Source organism: Brevibacillus porteri (genome assembly GCF_003013475.1).
GTDB classification, from domain to species: domain Bacteria; phylum Bacillota; class Bacilli; order Brevibacillales; family Brevibacillaceae; genus Brevibacillus; species Brevibacillus porteri.
Window position 1 is genome coordinate 23,549 of the sequence record NZ_PXZO01000052.1, and the last position, 16,882, is coordinate 40,430.

At 41.2% G+C, this 16,882-nt stretch carries 16 protein-coding genes and 3 tRNA genes; 4 read left to right on the top strand and 15 right to left on the bottom strand.

From position 1 onward, the window contains the following. Positions 1 to 79: 79 nt before the first annotated feature. From C7R92_RS24095 to C7R92_RS24115, 5 genes are read right to left on the bottom strand one after another with little or no spacing between them, the layout of a single operon-like run. Complete coding sequence (locus tag C7R92_RS24095) at positions 80 to 988, bottom strand: hypothetical protein (protein ID WP_106835914.1); 909 nt, start codon at positions 986 to 988, stop codon at positions 80 to 82. Next, entirely contained in the window at positions 985 to 4,074 is a 3,090-nt protein-coding gene (locus C7R92_RS24100) for a sacsin N-terminal ATP-binding-like domain-containing protein (protein ID WP_208636230.1), read from the bottom strand. The genes C7R92_RS24095 and C7R92_RS24100 overlap by 4 nt, the downstream gene beginning before the upstream one ends. Before the next feature lie 27 nt (positions 4,075 to 4,101). Then, the gene (locus C7R92_RS24105) at positions 4,102 to 6,000 is read right to left on the bottom strand and encodes an SMC family protein (RefSeq protein ID WP_106835915.1); all 1,899 of its coding nucleotides are present in this window, start codon (positions 5,998 to 6,000) and stop codon (positions 4,102 to 4,104) included. Further along, the gene (locus C7R92_RS24110) at positions 6,000 to 6,503 is read right to left on the bottom strand and encodes an ABC-three component system middle component 2 (protein WP_106835916.1); all 504 of its coding nucleotides are present in this window, start codon (positions 6,501 to 6,503) and stop codon (positions 6,000 to 6,002) included. The genes C7R92_RS24105 and C7R92_RS24110 overlap by 1 nt, the downstream gene beginning before the upstream one ends. Beyond that, a complete protein-coding gene (locus C7R92_RS24115; RefSeq protein WP_106835917.1) occupies positions 6,500 to 7,594 on the bottom strand; it encodes an ABC-three component system protein in 1,095 nt (364 codons plus the stop codon). The genes C7R92_RS24110 and C7R92_RS24115 overlap by 4 nt, the downstream gene beginning before the upstream one ends. Before the next feature lie 428 nt (positions 7,595 to 8,022). Between C7R92_RS24115 and C7R92_RS24125 the strand changes: the two genes are divergently transcribed. After that, a complete protein-coding gene (locus tag C7R92_RS24125) occupies positions 8,023 to 8,409 on the top strand; it encodes a hypothetical protein (RefSeq protein ID WP_106835919.1) in 387 nt (128 codons plus the stop codon). Next, positions 8,390 to 8,836, top strand: a complete 447-nt coding sequence (locus tag C7R92_RS24130) for a hypothetical protein (protein WP_106835920.1) — start codon at positions 8,390 to 8,392, stop codon at positions 8,834 to 8,836. The genes C7R92_RS24125 and C7R92_RS24130 overlap by 20 nt, the downstream gene beginning before the upstream one ends. A 251-nt stretch (positions 8,837 to 9,087) precedes the next feature. Here C7R92_RS24130 and C7R92_RS24140 read toward each other — a convergent pair whose 3' ends face one another. Both C7R92_RS24140 and C7R92_RS24145 read right to left on the bottom strand, forming a co-directional pair. After that, entirely contained in the window at positions 9,088 to 9,330 is a 243-nt protein-coding gene (locus C7R92_RS24140; RefSeq protein WP_106835922.1) for a hypothetical protein, read from the bottom strand. Continuing rightward, positions 9,327 to 9,677, bottom strand: coding sequence for a hypothetical protein (locus C7R92_RS24145; protein ID WP_106835923.1), 351 nt, complete (start codon positions 9,675 to 9,677; stop codon positions 9,327 to 9,329). Before C7R92_RS24145 ends, C7R92_RS24140 begins: the two co-directional genes overlap by 4 nt. A gap of 213 nt (positions 9,678 to 9,890) precedes the next feature. On the opposite strand from C7R92_RS24145, the gene C7R92_RS24150 reads away from it, so the two are divergent. Continuing rightward, positions 9,891 to 10,220 carry a tyrosine-type recombinase/integrase gene (locus C7R92_RS24150; RefSeq protein ID WP_244195811.1) on the top strand — a complete coding sequence of 110 codons (330 nt, stop codon included), beginning with the start codon at positions 9,891 to 9,893 and terminating at the stop codon, positions 10,218 to 10,220. Positions 10,221 to 10,304: 84 nt separating this feature from the next. Here the strand turns inward: C7R92_RS24150 and C7R92_RS24155 are convergent. The 3 genes from C7R92_RS24155 to C7R92_RS24165 form a co-directional block, all read right to left on the bottom strand. Further along, a tRNA-Leu gene (locus C7R92_RS24155) sits at positions 10,305 to 10,391 on the bottom strand. 7 nt (positions 10,392 to 10,398) lie between these two features. After that, a tRNA-Thr gene (locus C7R92_RS24160) sits at positions 10,399 to 10,474 on the bottom strand. A 43-nt stretch (positions 10,475 to 10,517) separates the two neighbouring features. Next, positions 10,518 to 10,594, bottom strand: a tRNA-Asp gene (locus C7R92_RS24165). A gap of 177 nt (positions 10,595 to 10,771) precedes the next feature. Between C7R92_RS24165 and C7R92_RS24170 the strand changes: the two genes are divergently transcribed. Next, positions 10,772 to 11,680 carry a C40 family peptidase gene (locus C7R92_RS24170; RefSeq protein ID WP_106835924.1) on the top strand — a complete coding sequence of 303 codons (909 nt, stop codon included), beginning with the start codon at positions 10,772 to 10,774 and terminating at the stop codon, positions 11,678 to 11,680. Between the two features lie 72 nt (positions 11,681 to 11,752). On the opposite strand, the gene C7R92_RS24175 is transcribed toward C7R92_RS24170, so the two are convergent. The 5 genes from C7R92_RS24175 to C7R92_RS24195 form a co-directional block, all read right to left on the bottom strand. Beyond that, entirely contained in the window at positions 11,753 to 11,995 is a 243-nt protein-coding gene (locus tag C7R92_RS24175) for a hypothetical protein (RefSeq protein WP_017248216.1), read from the bottom strand. Between the two features lie 120 nt (positions 11,996 to 12,115). Continuing rightward, the gene (locus C7R92_RS24180) at positions 12,116 to 13,903 is read right to left on the bottom strand and encodes a M3 family oligoendopeptidase (protein WP_106835925.1); all 1,788 of its coding nucleotides are present in this window, start codon (positions 13,901 to 13,903) and stop codon (positions 12,116 to 12,118) included. A gap of 143 nt (positions 13,904 to 14,046) precedes the next feature. After that, positions 14,047 to 15,264 carry a M20 family metallopeptidase gene (locus C7R92_RS24185; RefSeq protein WP_106835926.1) on the bottom strand — a complete coding sequence of 406 codons (1,218 nt, stop codon included), beginning with the start codon at positions 15,262 to 15,264 and terminating at the stop codon, positions 14,047 to 14,049. Positions 15,265 to 15,301: 37 nt separating this feature from the next. Beyond that, positions 15,302 to 16,264, bottom strand: coding sequence for a P1 family peptidase (locus tag C7R92_RS24190; RefSeq protein WP_106835927.1), 963 nt, complete (start codon positions 16,262 to 16,264; stop codon positions 15,302 to 15,304). Next, on the bottom strand, positions 16,264 to 16,821 hold the full coding sequence (locus C7R92_RS24195) for an ECF transporter S component (protein ID WP_069845257.1): 558 nt from the start codon (positions 16,819 to 16,821) through the stop codon (positions 16,264 to 16,266). The genes C7R92_RS24190 and C7R92_RS24195 overlap by 1 nt, the downstream gene beginning before the upstream one ends. Positions 16,822 to 16,882 lie beyond the last annotated feature (61 nt).

A 16,882-nucleotide genomic window follows, 5' to 3' on the forward strand; every position in this document is an offset into this window, starting at 1 on the left:
GGTGCTAATACTGACGACACTCCATATGAATAAAATAGTAAACAAAAAAACTATCATCGGAGAATTGCTCCATTTTTGTTTACGTGTCTTGTATTTTTACGCACATATGATAAAGGCGAGTATTTTTACCTGAACGATTATGGGTCGTTGTCATAAATCTTATGTCAGAGTATGGATAATCTCTATCAGCATTTATATCTGAAGAGACAAGCATTACTGGGTATTCATGTTTTTTAACATAGTCGCAATACTTGTCCCAAAAAGAACTAAAATCTTTAACTTTAACATATGACAAGCACACATTAAACACATTTCCTGTTGTATCATAAGAATATATTTTGTCAAGATGAGTATCAAGATAATTAGTGTTTAAACTATCTAAATTAAGGGCTTCAATAATTGTAAAGGGCATTCCATTTTTTTCAACAAAAATATCAATTTCGCCAGACGATTTTCCACTGGCAGAACTTCCGCGTCGAGTTTGGTCTTTTATACGATATCCGTTTGTTTCCAGTAAATCTGTTATAAAGTCATTACGTTCATCTTCTGTAGTGCTCACATAAAGCTTACGTGCTTGAAGTTTGATGCAAGCCAAGTAAAGATCACGAATAAATAAATCGGTTGGAGATTCAGTATTTTGTGTAGGCTTGAAGAAAATTTCACTTGTAATATTTCTCACTTTGATTGCATAAATATTTTTACCTTCAATCATAAGGGAACCGAAGTCTATTATCGGTTGCTCAGATAATAAACTGAGTGCTCGTTTAATAGGTACATCTAACTTGAATCCATTACTTATTCCGTCAATAGAGTAATTATTTATATTTTTCATTACTCCTATTACAATGTAACCATACTCCTCTGTCATGTTTGACAGAGCAGCAATAAACATGGCCAAATTTTGCGGTCTGAATTCTAAGTTTGTACAAATAAGATTTTTTGAAGCCGGAGACTGCAGTAATTGCTGTACTTCATTAATGTCAATCATTTCTCTCTTATGCTCCTAAGTGGAATTTTATTAACACCAGTTAACTTCAGTATTTTTCCAAATGTAATTTTTTGCGGATCGCTTTTATTATCTTCAACCCACAATTCACAATCTTTTTCATAGTCAAGAACATCCAACTCAGAATCATAATATAATATTATTTGACCATAATCAGATGGTCGAGCAATTAAATAAATTTCAGTATTGTATTTTTTAATTACGAAGATAGTATTACTAATTTCCATTAAGTCTGAAACATCATATTCGGGCTGCTTATCTAAAAATTCAATGATTTTTTTCTTGGAGCGCTCAAGAATTTCTTGGACATAGCTGAAAAATTCTAAGCTACGTTTAGAATCATGAATAAATTCTGCACCAAACACATTATTTGCCAAAGCACGATTTAAATCTTCTTCTGTTGAAATACCCCATTGTGCAAGAAGTTCCATTGAAATTTCCACCGTTTTACTTGAACTACTTTCAACATCTGAGCGAGATAATATCTTCTCTAATTCCTGCACTCCAGAAACACCATATTTCTCTAATACGTCGTTGTATTCTTCAATTTTCGACATATTTTCAGCAATATCATTATCATTATAAAACCAATGTAAATTAGCTAATAATTCTTTGAAACACTTTTTGACCGTTTCATTATCCAAATTTTCTCTAAGCCAAAGATATGTTTTTTGAAATACTTCTTTCACATCAATATCGTTTTGCCCAATACTGTTTTTATTCTCTTTCACATACTGTGTGATTTTCTCGGAAATGTTCTCTAGGTATACAGTTCTATTTTCAGGTAGATCTAAAATAATGTCTTTTGATAACAATGTTTTACGTACATCATATCCAGCATATTTAGATGCATCTTTCAGGATTTCATCAATTTCACCTGAATCCAGTGATAATTCTGCTCTCATTTTGAAATTTCCATATTGATCAGGCAATATAGCAATCCGATCCAATAAACCCTCTTGCTCATATTTCGCCAAAATTCGAACGAGATTTGACACCCACATCATCGCCTCATGCTCACTGGCAAAATTAAAACTAGAGGCAAAGATTCCTATACTTTCATAGAAGCTTATGTCCTTGGTTATTTTTTCCCTCCAGAATTTTAATGCCAATTTTAATAGCTCTTGTGAATGTTTCGAAACACTATTCCTAATCCAGGCATCTTTACCTTGCAATTCACAAACAAGATCTAAAAAATCATTTTGTTCGCTATTCTGTTTAGCTTGAAGAGAAATAATGCTCTTATAAAAGTCTTCTGCTGCAGGATGTGATCTATGCAATTTTTTTAGAATCTCTGAGAAAACATCATCCAACGTGAGTTTTTTTAAATTAGTAAGGAATTCACTATTAATTTCTCTATCCAATAATTCAATTTTAAAATCGAAATTTAATACAGTAGATATGTCTTTATAAACTTCATCAATACCGCAATCAAGTGATACCTCATCTAAAGTACGAAATTCACCGTATTGATTTGGCAAAATACGTGGGCTTCTGCCAAGGACGTTGGTATACGAATATTCATTAGAATAGAATAATGCCAATAATTCATTTAGCCAGTCAGTTACATTACCATTAAGCTGTTTTGATAACTCACTAATATTTTCAAATGCTTCTACTCGGTTAATTAAATCTAATAAACCGTAATTTTGACATTCTTCCCATAAAGAATTGTACCAACACTCTAATTCTTCACGCTTTGTAATCATATGGGGAATGAGTTTGCTTGATAGTGTCCATACTTTTGCCCTGAGAGTTTCATCTAAATCTTTTGGAATGAATACACCTGTACCGCCCCATTCATCTTTAAGAGGTATTTTGCCAGCATTATGTGTAGAAATGAGAGGAATTTCTGTGATATGAGACTTTAGATTATTAATTATTTCTTGCTCAAACCACTCTTTAGATAGCCAATCCTTTTCAGGCTGTTCAGAGATTTTTGTAATGTTGTAGATTCCCTCATATTCTTTTTCTAAAAAGTAGTCCACTATCTTAACATAAAGTTGTGATGCTTCCATTAATATTTGCTTATTTTCTGTTATTTGTTTATGTACTTTATCCGTTAAATGTATTCCGTTTCGTGGTTCTGTTGGATTAAACAGAGAACTGTTTACTACAACAGGGAATGAAAAATCATTTGTTCCTAAGAGAGGAAAGTCACAAAATATCTTGGGTAATTGAGTATCGTACTTTGTTGTAAAATTGTTACCTGCACGCTGTTCAACTTCTACTGCAACAGATAAGTCATTCGTTCCCAAAACAAAAATATATCTATCTTTTGTTATCCCCTTTGTTGCAATTACAACATTTGTTACCTTCGCATCTTCAAGCTCAGTTTCAATCATTCTACCGCGGCTAATTTTTTGTATATATTGACCGCTTGTTACTGTGATTGAACCTATCTCTGGAACAAATGCAAATACGTAAGGTGCAGCAATAAGCAGATTCTTCAGACCTTTTTTTGCTGTTGACAGTCCAGACTCATCCAAAACATAGGTGAAGCAAGTATTGAAATCTTCGTCATTTATTGTTTTGTCAGTAGTTATGGTAGTATTCTTATCTAACTGCGAACAACTTTCTTGTATGGCACTAATTATTGATTGCTGATCCATACCAGATCGGTCTAAAATAACATTAAAAGAACATGGTGATTCACCAGCATCCTGCAGATATCCAGAAACCCTAACTTTTTCTGAAAGCAAGTGAGTAGTTAAAAAACCTGTTCCAAATTTCCCTGTAGTCTTCTTATTTTTTTCATTAGTTATTGTGCGATCTTTTGTGGACACTTGTTCTATTAGAAAAACAATATTTTCTGTTGAGAACAGTTTGCCATTATGTTTGAATTCAACAGTCTTATTGCCTTCGTCAAAGTTTATAACTATGTCAACCATCCCACTCGTGTTAACAACGTCTTTCGCATTTTGTATAAGTTCCCAGATCCATCTATAAGAGGTTGTTTCATCATTCTTCAATTTTAACTCAGTCAGCATATCAATTATTTTATTTGCAGCTTGTGTCTCTTGGGCTTTATTTCGTAAATTACGTATTTTCTGCGAAAACTCCATCATTTTCACTATCACCTTCAACTATATATTTTATTCAATTGGATTATTGCTCACTGTTTCAGAAATATTGTCAACCGGAATAAAACCATATCTCCCCACACCAATTACTTTGCTAAAATGAATATAGTTCATGTTATCCTGTACTTCTTTAATAGGGTCTATATTTTCAAAAATGATTACCTGAACATCATTTCGAAGTTTAGATAAATTTTTGAAAAAGGCTTGCTTCATGTCTAGCGATATATCTTCTTCACTACTGCTTAGTGTTGTTTGATTGAGCCTTTCTTTGTAAGTAGTTAGCGGAGAATCTAAAATAATCAGCCCAGGATGCTTGAGTCCAATACTTCTTGTATATTTCATAATTGCAATAACAAAAGCAGCATTTAATATTGCCCGATAACCTTTTCCATGATTTTTTCTCTTCTTACCTGAAACAATTAACTCCTGATCATCATAATCTATGCTTACACTTGTTAAATCAGGGTAGTTCCATCCATCAAGTAACTCTTTCACTTCTGTAGCAAAACCATCATAAATTTCTGTTGTTATTTCATTAACGAATTTCATCTTTTGATTCTTTTTAGACAACTCCCTCATAATATCTAACTGGCTAGTTTGATACTCAGCAATACGACGTTCATTAAGTTCAATTTCATGAAAAATCTTTTTTACGTTCAACAAATTATCCATTCTTTCTTTCGTTAATACTGCAATTGGCTTTAATTCACGGTGAATAATGACTTCAATTTCCTTAATTTGTTGACTTAGAAGTTTTACTTTCTCATTGTTTTCTTTATTCTCATTTTGTAGATTAGTTAACGTTTCTCTAAGATCATTTAGTTGAGCGTTAATTTTATTACTTTCCTCAGCACACGCAATTTGTAAATCCTCTAAGTAAAAATCATGATTATGCTCAGTAGTTTTTGAGTTGAAAGGATTATTGCAAACAGGACAATTTGAATCAAATAATTGTGAGATATAGTGATCACCTTCGATAAGCAATTGAAGTCTATCTAAATCAGAAAGATAACTTTTTTCAAGCAATCTAAATCTTTCTAATAGTTCTTCGAGCATTAAAATTCTTGATTTTATTTCTTGTTCTTGAATCCATATTTCTTTCTTTTGTCCCATTCTAAAGTTAATTTCTTTGCTGTTACTTGATAATGTGCTCATTAATTTCTCAATTTCTAAAGTTAATTCATTGGCATCATATCCCTGAATTTGTGCACCTTTTTCTTTTAATTCCAATTTTAATTTCTGTAACAAAGAGCCTACAAACTCCAACTTTCCTTCAAGTCGGGTTCTATATATCTTAGGGTCATCTATCTCTTCCCCATAGCTATCGTCGATACCTGTTAGAATAGTCTTAAATGCAGACTGTTCAGTCGTTTTATTTGTAGGTATACCGGAATAAATAGGTACTTCCTCTGATATAATTTTTTCTTCATTTAGCATCATTAGAGCAACGAGATGTCTGAAAGAAAAAGATATTTTGGTTCCTCTTGCATTTTTCCTTAAAAGCATATCTTTGATTCCCGTTAAGGATAAGAGAAATGTTGATATATTGTCCTTGTCATCCTTATCATGCTTAGCTTTCAGTTTCAAACAATTCTGCAGAAATGAAATATCATCAATTTTTGACTCATAGACAAAAATTGATGAATCACCAATTTCACGCTTTAATGTATAGCTTTCTCCTTCATATTTCTCAAGTTCAATAAAAATAGTTGAATACCCAATACTTTCATCTATTTCTTTTGGTTCATCTTTACCACCAAACATATAGTTTATTAATTGAAATATGTAAGTCTTCCCAGTATCAGAAGCACCTGAGATAACATTAAGCCCTTTTTTTAGTACGATACTAGCATTTCTCTTATTTTTTCCTGTAAGTCGGATTTCCGAAATAAAAAATCCCTCTGTATTCATTAGTTGCCCCCCCTTACGAAAGCTTCTTTTACAAATTCTCCACCCCACCGATCAATATTTCTCATTATAAAATTTTTGAGTTCCAAATCAGTATAATTAGAGAATTTGTCTATCAGTAATTTATTCACATCCAGAAGCCGTAGCATATAGTTAGATTCGAAATGTTGCAGAAACGCTTTAGAGTAAGGTGTTGCTCCATACAAAATTCCATTTTTTCCATATTCGATGTTAATAAGCTTTTTGCTAATCATTAAGTGAAGCCCTTGGCTCACTAAATCTCGCTTTATCAATATTTCGCCAGATCGAGATGGTGTTGAAGGATGCAGACTCTCAACTTCTGGCTCAACATCACCATAATGTGTTAATAGATAATCCAAATAAATAAGCCTTTGAATATCTATAGCTTTATTTTCTAATCCTGCTAAAATCACTAAGCACCGAAGCCCAGTTTCTAGTGGAGTATTGAATAGGTATGTTTCTCTACTTAATTTTACCTCGTTCATTTTCTCACCCAGTTCAGAGAGTCTTTGTTCGCTAGTTGATGGCATATTCCACTTCTATCACTTCCATCAATGTAGCTAATTAGTACATTGCTTGTAATCTCCAATTTTCTAGCTTCTTTTATTGTTTCCTTAACACATACAAAACCGTCTGCATGAGTATCCTCTGCCGTGTCAATTACTCCTCTATAAATTTCATCCTGTAACTTTTCAAAGGGCTCGTCATAAGGCAACTCATCCCTAGCAAATCTTCTAAGTGATTCCGCTTTATAATAGTCTTCCCGCTGTCTATTAAAATGTCGATGCAGCGAGCTGTAATTCTTCAGTTCCTCAATACCAGCAACCTTTTCTCCAAGGTGATCTGAATATGCTTCAAATAGTTGTGAAACATATCTTACTTCTTCCGGTTGTATTAAAGGTCCCGGGGCCTCTGACTGAGGTCTAGGCTTATTTAACCCGCCACCAAAACGATATTTGTAAAAAGGTGTGCTGCTGTACTGTTCTATCAACTTCTGAGGAGGACAGTGATTTATTATTGAAAAGTCAAATTTTTGGATATATTCCAGTAACTCGTTAGTTAAAGAAACTTCGTTTACATTCGTAATCTTTCTCTTGCATTTATCTTCCCAAGCTGAGATTAATCCTGCATTCAGACGAGTCGGATACTCGATTAATTCTGATAAAGAAGTTCCCAAACCACAAGAAGAAATCAAATAGTACTTTCTTGGAATTGTATATTCTTTAATAAACGTGTAGTAGCATAGTTTCCCCAATTCTAACCATACATCACTTGGATAAAGCGGATGGTCATAATGCTTACATTGATAATTATCCCAGACATGATTCGGGGAATCATCATTTACAAATGCGACTATATCCCTTCCCTTATCACCAGCCGAGCCTGAGCGATACACAGATGTATACTCTTTTTTCAAATATCCATCGACCCATTCACAAATCATGTCCTCAAATTGATCTGCTGAAAACGTTCGCAATCTATCTATAGGGGGGATAGGCAACCCAAAAAGAATATCGTAATTATCCGGCTTTTGCGGTAATTTGAATGGTTTTAAGTCACTAAGAGTTGTTTCCATATAATCACCTTTCAACAAGAAATGCTACTTTATTAGGATATTCTACATTTTCCAAGCATTCCCTTTCTATTCTACATAAAATCTAGGCAAGTAGCACTATGTTCTACCACTGATTTGGTATACGAATTTTGAACTATCATCATTGATAAATTAAGTAGGAAGGGAGTGAATTGAATGTCCCCTTTACCTTTTTTTTATTGGATAAGCCTTCTACTCTTCCACTCTCCAAGAGACCCGCCTCTTGGGAGTGGAAGAGTAGAAGGCAGGAATAGCAAAATGCCATTTTGCGAAAAAACAGCGTGGAAGCAGAGCTTCCACCGACATTTTCTAAGGTGTTCCCCCGATAAACGAATGTCACTAAAATCCCCTAAAGGCCCAAATCCCAATATGACTCCCTCAAGAAGTATACCGCATCCAAGCATCTCAGTATGGCATATGTAGTACGTGCCTTCATTCAAAAAGGCAGGTCCGTCGAAGCCTATACCGCAGAGATTGACTTCATTACTAGCATCATCCGTCAGGAAATCGGAATCGCGATAAACGGTCTTAGCAATCGACTGGCCCGACTTGCCAGCAAAGACCTCATCATGTCCGCCGCAGCGTACTATTCCACAATTGCCATACTAACCGACCTCATTGATACGAACCGCTACACCACCTTCCGCGAGATAGAAAAGAAAGTGCGACGGCTGGCCGTTGAATACACCAAGATGAAACTGAGTGATGCGGAGAAGCTGTTTCTATTGGGAGATGAATTCGAGGACAATCTGGAGCAATTGCGCGGAGGTGATGCCGATGTCGGCGCTGATCTATAAGAAGCGCTTCTTTCATCCCAATCATCTGAAAACTGCGATCAGCAACTACACGCACATTGGTTATATCGCCACCCGTCCCGGTGCAGTCCAGCATGCGAACAAAGGTTACGGTTTATTTGGAAAGATCCGACCCGGTACATTGCAAGATTTTGAATCCTGGCAGGAAGTGGCCCGGCTTGCACGGCAAATCTCCCGAGAAGGCAAAAACATGTATCGCAGCGTTATCTCATTTCAGACCGAAATCGCGCTTGAACTCGGCTTAACTGATTTCCCCGATTGGCAACAGTATATTGAACAGCATATCGCCACGATTGCCGCGCAAAATCAGATCAAGATTGAAAATGTATGTTGGGCCGCTGCGTTCCATAACGAGAAAAATCATCCCCACCTCATGTGGTGTTTTGGGATCAATCGCAAACAATCATGATAAACTACACCCATCCCGAAATTCCAAACCGTATTCGAAAACAGCTTATAAAATCAAACAAATTTGTGCGCTCTGGGACCAAGCTAAATCTGGTATTACTCAAGTAACCGACCGCACCGTGGACGAATTTGAAGCCTACCTGAAACAGTTGAATCTCAAAGAATTTCTGGCACTCCAGCATCGTTTTGAACATGAAGACGAGGACTCCCTTCTTCGATTCCCCAAACACCATCTCAACCAACCGTCTTCCGTTAAGCATCTTGCGAACCAAATGTTTGAACTGCGCCGTCATTTGCCTCCAACTGGAAGGCTGGCTTATCAATTACTGCCGCACGAGTGGATTCATATAGGGCAGATTTTCCTCTACTGCTGACAAAATATTTTCGCTTCGTAAATAAGAAGTGGTGATGACTGAAAGCGCCGTTTCCAATTTCTGCGTGCAACCGTTTTTTGTAAAACGTCGCTGTAAACAGTACCATCCAAAAGGGCATCATCGCCAAGCCGCCGCAAGAACCGGCAGCAGCCAAAGGTTGTTTATCAACAGAGCCAAGATTGCGCCCCAAACTGCCAGCAACAGGGACAGGACAAAAAGAAAGCCCGTTCGCTGCTCATTTCCGGTTTGTTTCAAGATCGCGATTGCTTCGGCTATGGTAGCCCGCCAGCCTTTGAGTTTTTTTTGATGTTTCACATGACGAATTTGTTTGGCGATTGATGGTTTGTGTGTCTGACGACGTTGAATGCAGGCGGCAAACGCCTGAATCAGAAGTCGAGGGGACAGCCGAAGGAGCAGCAGGCTTCCGGCGGATAAGCCAATGAAGGAAAGGAACAGCAAAACAATCATGCGTCAATGCCTCCCGTTCTCAACCGCTGCAATTCAGACAGCGGCAGACCGTTTTCTAACAGACGCTTCTCCAATCCGGGGGAAATATCGCCTACTTTTTCATAATCCCCTTCGATGCGGATGAGCCCGCCGACTTCCCGAGTCGAACGAACCGCATAACGGTATAAAGGAACAACTGCACGTTACCTCTCGTTCCGGTTTTTTCAGGAATTACTGCAACGGGCTCAGCAGGAGCAGCAGAAAAACCGTGAACTTTACAAAAATTCTTATAGCAACGAGTACAAAGATTACATCTACTTGGATAAGCTGGTGCAACGGATTAAACCGGGATATATTACTCAGCACTTTCCGTTTGTACTGGAGAAACATAAAATGCGCCGGATTCGTTTTCACGATCTTCGGCACAGTTGCGCTAGCCTATTGCTCGCAAACGGCGTAGGCATGAATGATATTCAAGAATGGCTCGGTCATAGTCATTTCTCCACTACAGCTAATATTACGCTCATTTGGATTACAGTTCCAAGATTTCTTCTGCTCAGGTAATGAGCACCCGCTTAAAGATATTGAATAACAAAAAGGCTCCTGCTCTGCTAGAAAAAGCAGATCAGAAACCTGTCATTAATGAAATGGTGCGGTCGAGAGGACTTGAACCTCCACGGTGTTGCCACCACTAGAACCTGAATCTAGCGCGTCTGCCAATTCCGCCACGACCGCATAAAAATGGTGCCGGCAATAGGACTTGAACCCACAACCCCCTGATTACAAGTCAGGTGCTCTACCAATTGAGCTATACCGGCACATTACGAGAAACTATGTAATTCGCACATTCTAAAAATAGAATGGCGGAGCTGACGGGACTCGAACCCGCGACCTCCGGTGTGACAGACCGGCGTGAACTCCAACTTCACCACAGCTCCATGTGATTTTTGTCTCCATCTTGCGGCGACTTCTGTAATATAGCACGATTCTATCTCCAGATGCAATAGTTTTTAAAAAAATAATGAAAGATTAATTTTTTCATAGATTTACCAACGAAAATCCGATAGAATTTTAGCTAGATATGCAGATTTTAGTAGATTGGTGGAGACGATGACATGAAAAAGACTTCGAGGCTACTCACCTTCCTCGCCCTCTTCACTCTGCTGCCTACTGCTGCCCATGCTTCCTCATCGGCATATGTGGTATCAGCAGGTGATACGCTGAGCAAGATCGCTCGTGAACATCAAGTAACGGTGGATCAACTTATTCAATGGAACCAACTGAATGACGATAGATTGTCAATTGGACAAACTCTATCTGTTCACGGTGAAAACACTTCTGGCTCCATTGCGACGGACACTCCTTCCGATGTAGCTGTCAATCAGAATGATAACGCTACCACTGAGTCTAAAGAACTAACTGCTGGTGAAAAAGCCCGTGTCACTGGTGACGTGCTGAATGTGCGTAAAAAGCCTTCGACTGACGCAAAAGTGTTAGGCAAGCTAAGTTTCGGTTCCATTGTAGAAGTCGTAGAAACGGGTAATGAATGGACGAAAATCGAATTCGAAGATCGTGAAGCATACGTTGCTACAGAGTTCCTAAGTCCAAACCTCACTTCTACCGTTTCGCTGCCTGCCGAGGTAAATGCAGAAGATCTGGGTCGAATGAAGGAAATTTTTGAGCCATTGCTCAATACACCATACGTCTTAGGCGGAACTACTCCGAATGGCTTTGATTGTAGTGGCTTTACTTCATACGTTTTTGAACAGCTTGGGGTTACACTGCCGCGCACTTCTGAAGATCAATTCCGTGGCGGTCAAGAAGTATCACTGGATCAAGCACAGCCTGGTGACCTCTTGTTCTACGATTCGCTTGGAAAAGGACGCGTGTCCCACGTAGCGATCTATTTGGGTAATGGAGCAATCGTGCATGCGAATGGCGAAGATGTTCGCTATGGCAAAGTCGAATACATGCATAAGCTCTACCCGTTTTATGGAGTGAAGCGATACGCTACCTTCCAGTAAGCTTTCTACACATAAAAGCAAACAGCCCTATCTGCCTTTGCAGCAGTTCGAGGGCTGTTTGTTTTTCTGTGCTTAATGTATTTCGGTATTATGGGCCTGCTGATGTTGTTGTTGCTGCCCTCCGATTTCGATTTTGCCCAATGCTTGTTTCATTTTGTCGAGCTGAAGTTGATAATCACGAACGACTACGGTAAGAACACTGACAGACTCCTTGAAATCCGGCTCGCTGCTTACTCTGTCGATGGCTCTATGTAAATGCAGCATCTTGTTCTCCGTTTCCCGCAATAGGTCGAGTAACTGCAATCCGTTTACCACGTAATCACCTCATCTGTTTTTTCTTACTTTCTCCTTCCGCTCTGTTCCCTATGCGCACAAAAACGCTTTGCAACATGAATAAAAAACGTCCGCTAATGACATAGCGGACGTTCTTCCTATTTAGTTTAGGCGTGCAGACGCGAGCTCTACGAATTTGTCGATATCTTTTGCAACCAAAGAGAGTGAATTCCGCCAGAAATCGACGGAGCGTACATCAACATCCATGATAGCTGCTACATCTGCAACGCTCATTTTGCCCGTAACAGATAAGAGCTTGTCGTACTGCTCAACAAAAGCTTCCCCGCGCTTGAGATACTCTGCGTACAAGCCTTTCGCGAACAGAAGCCCAAAAGCATACGGGAAGTTGTAGAAATTGTAATCCGCGCTATAATAGTGCGGTTTACATACCCACATGTACGGGTGTAGAGCTGCCGGATCCAAACCATCTCCGTAAGCGTCCTTTTGCGCTTGTAGCATCAGTTCGTTCAGAGTGGAAACAGACAAGGCACCTTCAGTTCTGCGCTCAAATACCGCAGTCTCGAACAAGTAACGGCTATAAATATCGACGATCACCTGACTTGCTCCGCTGATATCATTTTCCAAAATCGCAAATGCTTCCTCGGAGGTCGCTTGTTCAAGTGCTGCATTGGCAATGATGGTTTCGCACAAAATGGACGCGGTTTCGGCGATTGGCATTGGGTATTCGCTATTCAAGAATGCTTCGTTTACGAGACATTCTCCGTGATAGCCATGACCCAATTCATGTGCCATTGTGCTCACATCGCTGTAGCTGCCTGTGTAGTTCGACATAATTCTGCTCTCCCCTACGATGTGCAGGTTGTAGCAGAATGCCCCTCCACGCTTGCCTTCACGAATCTCGGCATCAATCCACTGATTGTCATAAGCTCGTGCTGCATAGTTGGCGAGCTTTTCGCTAAAGCTACCAAAGTGCTTCACAATGAAGTCGCGGGATTCCTCATACGAGAACCGCATGTCTGCCTCGCCCACTGGCGCAAACAGATCATAAAACGGCAACTGAGCGCTCTCATGGCCGAGTAGCTTCGCCTTTGTACGGAAGTATTGATGGAAGGATGGCAGGCTCTCACGCATCGCCTGAAGCATCGCTTCGAGCGTCTCGCGGTCCATACGGGAGTCTTGCAACGTCTTATCCAGCGGCGATTCATAGCCTCTTAGCTTCGCTACGGTAATAACCTCGCCTTTAATTCCATTCAAGCTGGCAGCAGCAGCTCCATCGATTTTTTTGTAAGCGGCAAGTTCCGCCTCGTAGGCCGTTTTGCGAAGCTGCGGATCTTTTTCGTTCGCCATGTTCCGCACCACTGGCAATGGAAGCTGTTTGTGCTCCCCATCGACTGTAATGTCTACCAGTAAAGTGGAAGTCAGCATTTCATGGAGCTTTGTCCATGCATTTGACCCTGTATTTTTCATTTTTGCTAGGACGATTTCTTCTTTTTCGCTCAGCATGTATTTGCTCTTATCTGACATTTCTGTCAACATAAAGCGATGTGTCTCTAACAGCTCCGATTGGTTAATCAACTCGTCCAGGTCGCTCAACGATCCTAGCCATTTTTGGAATTGTACGCCTGGTTCAACCAATTCCACAGCCTGATTCTGTACTTTTTCAATCGCAAGCAGTGCTACTTCATTCTTGGCATCCACGCTGGCAGTCAGCTCTCCGTGGGCGTACAAGCGGAAATGCGTTTGCAAGACGGAGGTCATCATCGTTATGTATGTCTCCATCTTCGCTACTGCATCTTCTGAAGATTGAAAGTTTTGCGCTGCCCAGCTTTTGATCTCTTCAGTTTCACGTACAAACTTCTCCCAATCTTGTTTCCATTCTGGTGCATCAAATGAGGAATACAAGACGTCCAAATTCCAGCGCATATTCATGGGCACGCGCCTCCTTTTCTCTTATGTAACAAGCCTATTGTAAAAAAATTTAGATGGATTCTGCAAGTTTTTGCTAAAAAAACTTCTTTTGCGAGAATAAAAAGACTCTGCCGCTAGCGTAAGCAGAGTTCTTTTGTAAGTGATCAAGCTCGTACTGGCTGCGTCAAAAACGTTAATGCAGACAAGGCAAAAAGCTGGGTGGATTCCACCAATTGGTCAATAGCTACGTACTCATCTGCATGATGAGGGATGTGGCGATCACCTGCGCCTGTCGTCAAAATCGGAATGCCGGCCTTGTGCAGGAAGGTTCCATCTGTCGCACCTGGGACGCCATTATATACGGGCTCTTTTTTTGTGATTTCCCGATAGGCGTTCGCAACGGAAGTCACAACTTCTTCATGCATGCCAGTCAACGTCCAAGGGCGCTCTTCGATTACTTCCAGAGTAGCCTTGAACTTGTCATCCTCTTTGCCTAGTTCCTCTAATATGACACTGATCTCTTTATACAGCTCTTGGTGGTCCTGCCCGGGAACCGTGCGAATATCAAGTGTTGTCATGCATTGATCGGGTACGACGTTGATTTGGGCGTCTCCTTTGACCGGTGCCTGCAAAATCGTCGGAGTGATACTCGGCCACCCCAACATTGGATGCTCTCCCAGACGAGCCATTTCCTTTCGTTCCAGCTCTTCTAACGCCACGATGGCGCGTGCCATCCTTGTGTTCGGATTGATGCCCGTCAGTGGCATAGCTCCATGCGCCATCTTGCCAAACGTACGAAGAATTGCTCGCATGGCTCCTTTTTGCGTGATGCAGAGCTGATTTTCTTCCGGTTCACAGATAATCGCCGCATCAACGTTGTTGGCCCAACCGCGACGAATGAAATCTTTGATCCCGATCATCATGCTCTCCTCATCGCAAGGGATGCATAGGAGGATTTTGCCTGTAAAAGACTGTTTGGATCGTTGGATAGCTTTGACGGCACATATCGCGGCAGCCAGATTTCCTTTTGTGTCACAGGAGCCACGCCCGTAGATACGCCCACTAGATATTGTTCCACCAAAAGGGTCGTAGCTCCAAGCATCCCGATCCCCTTCTGTTACGACATCTGTATGGGCTTCGAATAAAAGCGTTTTGCCAGGCTTGCCCGAATCATAAAAAGCGATGACATTCGGTCTGCCTGGAACAACCTCTTCATAGAAAACCTGCAAACCCATGTTACGAAGATAATCGGCGACAAATAGCGCTACCCGCTCTTCATTCGCTCCTGTCTGATCGGGACGAAACACACTTGGAATTCTAACTAGCTCCTGCGTTAGACGTACAACTTCCTGCTCGTCAACAAAGGATATCACCTGATTCATCCGCCAATCCTCTCCTCTGCATCCAAATATGTTACACCTATTCCTGGAAGTATCTGCGATAAGATGGCAGTCCCCCTGCTTCCTCTGCGTGCTTAACCGCTTGGATGACGGCTTCTGCCAGCACATCTGCGGACAACGCGCCCACCAAGTCTACACTCGCCTCTACTTCGCCTGTTGCTACAGCAAAAATCGTGTCGCCATCGTACATCGTGTGAATCGGACGGATTGTACGGGCAAGCCCGTCATGAGCCATTTGCGCTACTTTATTTGCTTCTGCTTTGGACAAGTGAGCATTGCTGGCGACTACGGCAATCGTCGTGTTCGTACCTGGAGGGATCGGAGCAAAAGCTTGCTGGCGCAGTATCTCCATGCTATCCCGAATGGTTCCCTGTTCATCTCTCGGCCCGGCTATGATCGTCCCTGACTGCGGATTTACGACATGACCGACCGCATTTACAGCGACGATTGCGCCTATGACGAGTCCATTGGGTAGAATCACGGAAGCTGTGCCTAACCCGCTCTTCATCGCATTCCCAAATCCATTCAGCTTGCCTACTGTCGCACCTGTACCAGCACCGACGTTTCCTTGTGCTACTTTCTCACGGCTTGCTGCCTGTGCTGCCGCATAGCCCATTTGACGATCCGGACGAACCCGATAGTCGCCTACTGCCAGGTCGAACAAGACTGCTGCTGGAACGATAGGAACGACGCCATAGCCAACATCCAGTCCGATGCCATGTTCCTCTAAATACTGCATGAGACCTGTAGCAGCATCCAAACCGTATGCACTGCCACCCGAAAGGCAAATCGCATGGACGACACTCACCAGATTGACAGGGTCCAAGAGGTCCGTCTCGCGGGTGCCCGGGGCAGAACCCCGGACATCCACGCCGCAGACAGACGGCTTTTCCAGCATAATCACACTGCATCCCGTTAATGTTTCTTCGTTTTGTGCATGCCCGACGAGAACGCCGGGTACGTCAACAATCGTTCCGGTCATTATAAGTCTCCTGAAATTTTTGATTTTTGCCTACCTGCTGACCCTAATTTCTTCCAAGCCGCAACGACAGCCAATGTAACAATGACCGAAACAATTGCTTCTGGCAAGCCGTTCGTGATTGCAACTGTGGTCGCTACGCCGAGGGTCATGTATCCTCGAATGACGGCCATGCCCAGTACCAGGATCGTGTTTGTCATCGCCCCAATAAAGCCAGCGGCACCAATCGCCAAGTACTGATTGACGTTTTTCAAACCAGCATAGGTCAAATAAGCAGTCACACCGATGAACAAACGTGGCAGGATGGCTACAAGAGGGTCTTTAAAAAGCGGAACGGTGGCATTTAAGAAAGAAGAGACTCCAAATATAAGGCCAATGATCATACCAACGCCCCAGCCCTCCATTATGCCCCCGATCACAGCCGGGATGTGCATAATAGTGGCATTGCCCGCTGCTGTCGGAACCGGAATGTAGCCGAGACGTGTCACCCCGAGCAAAATCGCTATCGCGCCCAAAACGCCTGCAATGACAATCTTGCGAACGGTCAAGCCTTTTTCCATGCATACTCCTCCTTTTACGAGTTTTATGTGGAATGCCCTACTCGGGCGAATTCCCGCTAGT

What these genes read in the sequence shown, in the direction of transcription:
- C7R92_RS24145 (WP_106835923.1), bottom strand. Translation starts at nt 9,677, where the DNA reads ATGATTGTTTTGCTGTTCCTTTCCTTCATTGGCTTATCCGCCGGAAGC.
- C7R92_RS24105 (WP_106835915.1), bottom strand. Translation starts at nt 6,000, where the DNA reads ATGAATACAGAGGGATTTTTTATTTCGGAAATCCGACTTACAGGAAAA.
- C7R92_RS24095 (WP_106835914.1), bottom strand. Translation starts at nt 988, where the DNA reads ATGATTGACATTAATGAAGTACAGCAATTACTGCAGTCTCCGGCTTCA.
- C7R92_RS24130 (WP_106835920.1), top strand. Translation starts at nt 8,390, where the DNA reads ATGTCGGCGCTGATCTATAAGAAGCGCTTCTTTCATCCCAATCATCTG.
- C7R92_RS24185 (WP_106835926.1), bottom strand. Translation starts at nt 15,264, where the DNA reads ATGAATCAGGTGATATCCTTTGTTGACGAGCAGGAAGTTGTACGTCTA.
- C7R92_RS24110 (WP_106835916.1), bottom strand. Translation starts at nt 6,503, where the DNA reads ATGAACGAGGTAAAATTAAGTAGAGAAACATACCTATTCAATACTCCA.
- C7R92_RS24115 (WP_106835917.1), bottom strand. Translation starts at nt 7,594, where the DNA reads ATGGAAACAACTCTTAGTGACTTAAAACCATTCAAATTACCGCAAAAG.
- C7R92_RS24125 (WP_106835919.1), top strand. Translation starts at nt 8,023, where the DNA reads ATGGCATATGTAGTACGTGCCTTCATTCAAAAAGGCAGGTCCGTCGAA.
- C7R92_RS24170 (WP_106835924.1), top strand. Translation starts at nt 10,772, where the DNA reads ATGAAAAAGACTTCGAGGCTACTCACCTTCCTCGCCCTCTTCACTCTG.
- C7R92_RS24190 (WP_106835927.1), bottom strand. Translation starts at nt 16,264, where the DNA reads ATGACCGGAACGATTGTTGACGTACCCGGCGTTCTCGTCGGGCATGCA.
- C7R92_RS24100 (WP_208636230.1), bottom strand. Translation starts at nt 4,074, where the DNA reads ATGATGGAGTTTTCGCAGAAAATACGTAATTTACGAAATAAAGCCCAA.
- C7R92_RS24180 (WP_106835925.1), bottom strand. Translation starts at nt 13,903, where the DNA reads ATGAATATGCGCTGGAATTTGGACGTCTTGTATTCCTCATTTGATGCA.
- C7R92_RS24140 (WP_106835922.1), bottom strand. Translation starts at nt 9,330, where the DNA reads ATGATGCCCTTTTGGATGGTACTGTTTACAGCGACGTTTTACAAAAAA.
- C7R92_RS24195 (WP_069845257.1), bottom strand. Translation starts at nt 16,821, where the DNA reads ATGGAAAAAGGCTTGACCGTTCGCAAGATTGTCATTGCAGGCGTTTTG.